General features: G+C 63.9%; 2 protein-coding genes. One reads left to right on the top strand and one right to left on the bottom strand.

Annotated elements, in window-relative coordinates; translation table 11 throughout:
• Positions 1-463: 463 nt before the first annotated feature.
• Entirely contained in the window at positions 464-688 is a 225-nt protein-coding gene (locus GSQ79_RS26830; protein WP_158811796.1) for a hypothetical protein, read from the bottom strand.
• Positions 689-1,386: 698 nt separating this feature from the next.
• On the opposite strand from GSQ79_RS26830, the gene GSQ79_RS26825 reads away from it, so the two are divergent.
• The gene (locus tag GSQ79_RS26825) at positions 1,387-3,087 is read left to right on the top strand and encodes a DEAD/DEAH box helicase (protein ID WP_158811795.1); all 1,701 of its coding nucleotides are present in this window, start codon (positions 1,387-1,389) and stop codon (positions 3,085-3,087) included.
• The last annotated feature ends 16 nt before the right edge of the window (positions 3,088-3,103 follow it).

The following is a 3,103-nucleotide window of genomic DNA, read 5'->3' as shown; positions in this document are numbered from 1 at the left end:
TGACCGTATTGTCCTGGAAGATGAAGAACGGCACAGGCGCGGTCGAAATGACGGGCGCGGGTTTCGCGGCTAGATCGGCAGCGGATGCAGCGTGCTGGGCTCCAACCAATCCAAGTCCCAACAGGACCGTTCGCAACGCCAATTTCATAGACTAGCCCCCCGGCTCGATAACGTGATGGAACCATTTAAGCGGGAGCTTTGAAAACTTGGAGCCCAAAGAATTGGCGTCAGCCAACGTAACTTTGGTCAAAACGCTCTATTCTGCTTTCTAAAGCAGCAAATACGCCGAAAAACGCGGTTTTGGGGGGTAATAGGCTGGCCTTGCCGCGGTTCTATTACAAAGATTGTTGCTGATATGTTACAGGCATCGCGGCGCGAGGCCGGGCAAAACAAAAGGGCGGCATCATGGATGCCGCCCTTTTCGGCTCAAGCCTAAGCTTAAAGCCCTCGTGATTCGCGCTGTTTAGCGGTCGTCGCGCTGATAGCGGGCATCGGGAGCTGCATTGTCATAAGCCGAACGACCTTCGAACGGCGCGCGGCCGTAGGAGTAGGTGTTGAGCTGGCTCGGACGCACGTCGATCGGGGCTTCGAGGGCCCGGATGCTGCCGGCCGGCGGCGTGCGATCCTGCGCCAGGGCAGGAACGGCCGAGGCGATGAGGGCAATTGCGATAATGGCTGCAGTGCGCATAAATTTTCTCCGTTTCGACTTATATCGATCACTGTAAGTGTATTTATGATGCAATTTGCCTGATGTCATGAGTAAAGATGAGGCAATTACTTCGAATCGCGGTCTGTGAGCCACAATTTGGCGTCTGATCGGCAAAGAACCGCAGCCGTCTTCGGGGCGGCGCTTCGGGGATAGGTCGACTAACTCTCAAATATGTCTCAACAATATCGCTTCTTGATATGGCTGGCGCGCAAAGTGTCGCCATCGGCCCGTGCCCCGTATGGATCTATTGCTGCGCTCGTTGCATGGCGGCCCTGCACAAGATGTTGATCACGCTTCTAAAACGAGCGTCGTTCGCGCAGGCTTTCGAACGAGAGCGTGACGTGCTATTGGACGCATAGTCGTTTGTGTCGCGTCCGTGACGCGGATCGATGCAGCTGGTTCCAGACTGTGCGGCTTTGAGCTCCCTTTCATCGACGGGTGCCATATCAGAGCTTGGGTCACGGGAGCGACGGCCGCCCCGCGCCACGTGCGCAACCCGCGAGACATCGCGTCAAACCAAGCCCCAGGGCTCGTATCCGCCGGGAACCCTGGCTGGTAAGTTTGCCCTGACCTTCATCCATGAGCGTGGCCGGCGTCCGCAAGGTCCCGATACGCTCGACGCGCCACGCGTATCCTCTCGGCCGCTGCGCGGCCTCCTCCAAAGCGAAACCTTCTCCGTGACTTTCCTTTCCGTTCCTGCCCCGTTGCAACGCGCTCTCGTCGAGCGCGGCTACAAAGATCCCACCCCCGTCCAGGCGGCCGTCCTGCAGCCGGAAGTCGAAGGCCGCGACCTCGTCGTCTCCGCCCAGACCGGTTCGGGCAAGACGGTGGCTTATGGCCTGGCCCTCGCACCGACCCTGATGACCGAAGGCGACCGCCTACCCCGGCGCACCGAGCCGATGGCGCTGATCATTGCGCCGACCCGCGAGCTTGCCCTCCAGGTGCAGCGCGAGCTCGAGTGGCTCTATGCGCCGACCGGCGCCGTCATCGTCGGCTGCGTCGGCGGCATGGATCCGCAACGCGAGCGCCGTGCGCTCCAGCAGGGGGCCCACATCGTCGTCGGCACGCCCGGGCGTCTTCGCGACCACATCGAGCGCCGGGCGCTCGACGCCTCCAAGCTCAAGGCCGTCGTCCTCGACGAGGCCGACGAGATGCTCGATCTCGGCTTCCGCGAGGACCTCGAATTCATCCTCCAAGCGACGCCGGACGATCGGCGCACGCTGCTGTTCTCCGCGACCATGCCCAAGGCCATCGTCGCGCTGGCGCGGCGCTACCAGCGGGACTCTCTGCGGATCGAGACGGCGAGCGGCGAATCCGGCCACGTCGACATCGAGTACCGGGCGATCCGCGTGCTCGCCAACGAGCGCATCCACGCGATCGTCAACATTTTGCGCCAGGTCGACTCGCCGAGCACGATCATCTTCTGCAACACCCGCGAGAGCGTGCGCCATCTCCATGCGCTGCTGCAGGAGCGCGGTTTTGGCGCCGTGCTTCTATCCGGGGAACTCAGCCAGAACGAGCGCAACCATGCGCTTCAGGCGCTGCGCGATCGCCGCGCCCAGGTTTGCGTCGCCACCGACGTCGCGGCGCGCGGTCTCGACCTGCCGAACCTCGGCCTTGTGATCCACGCGGACCTGCCAACCGATGCGCAGACCCTGCAGCACCGCAGCGGCCGCACCGGCCGCGCCGGGCGCAAGGGCATCAGCATGCTGCTGGTGCCGAACGCCGCGCATCGCAAGGCGGAGCGGCTGCTGCAGATGGCCAACATCGAGGCGCGCTGGAGCGCCCCACCGTCGGCCGACGAGATCCGCGGTCTCGACCGTGACCGGCTGCTCAACGACCCGATGCTGACCGAGGAGGTCAGCGAGGACGATCTGGCGATGGCGCGCACCCTTCTGGAGCAGCGCCCGGCCGAACTGTTGGCCGCCGCCCTGGTGCGGGTGTACCGCTCGCGTCTGCCGCAGCCCGAAGACCTCACCGATCCGGGCACCGCGCGCCCGATGCGCGAAGAACGTCCCGGCGCCGCGACGAAACGGCAGAAAAGTTACGACCGCAACAATCCCGCGACGTCAGGCGGCGTCTGGTTCCGCCTCAGTGTCGGGCGCAAGACCAATGCCGACCCGAAATGGCTGCTGCCGATGCTGTGCCGCCGCGGCAAGATCACAAAGGGCGACATCGGCGCGATCCGCATTTTTGAGCGCGAGACCAAGATCGAGATCACGGCCGGCATGGCCGACGCGTTCGCCAAGAACGTCGCGGCGGTGGCTTTGGGCCCGGACGACATGAAGATCGAGCGCGCCGCGGCCCCGACGTTGGAGCAGGAAGCGACGAGCTCGCGGCCGAAGAAGCCGTTCACCCGACGGCCGGCGCACGCGTAATCCAGGCCACCGTCAT

The sequence above is a fragment of the Beijerinckia sp. L45 genome (genome assembly GCF_009765775.1).
Taxonomy (GTDB): Bacteria; Pseudomonadota; Alphaproteobacteria; order Rhizobiales; family Beijerinckiaceae; genus RH-AL1.
This window is presented reverse-complemented; position numbering and strand designations above follow the sequence as displayed.

Bases quoted from the DNA above. Each gene is read 5' to 3' on its own strand.
- GSQ79_RS26830 (WP_158811796.1), bottom strand. From the start codon at position 688: ATGCGCACTGCAGCCATTATCGCAATTGCCCTCATCGCCTCGGCCGTT.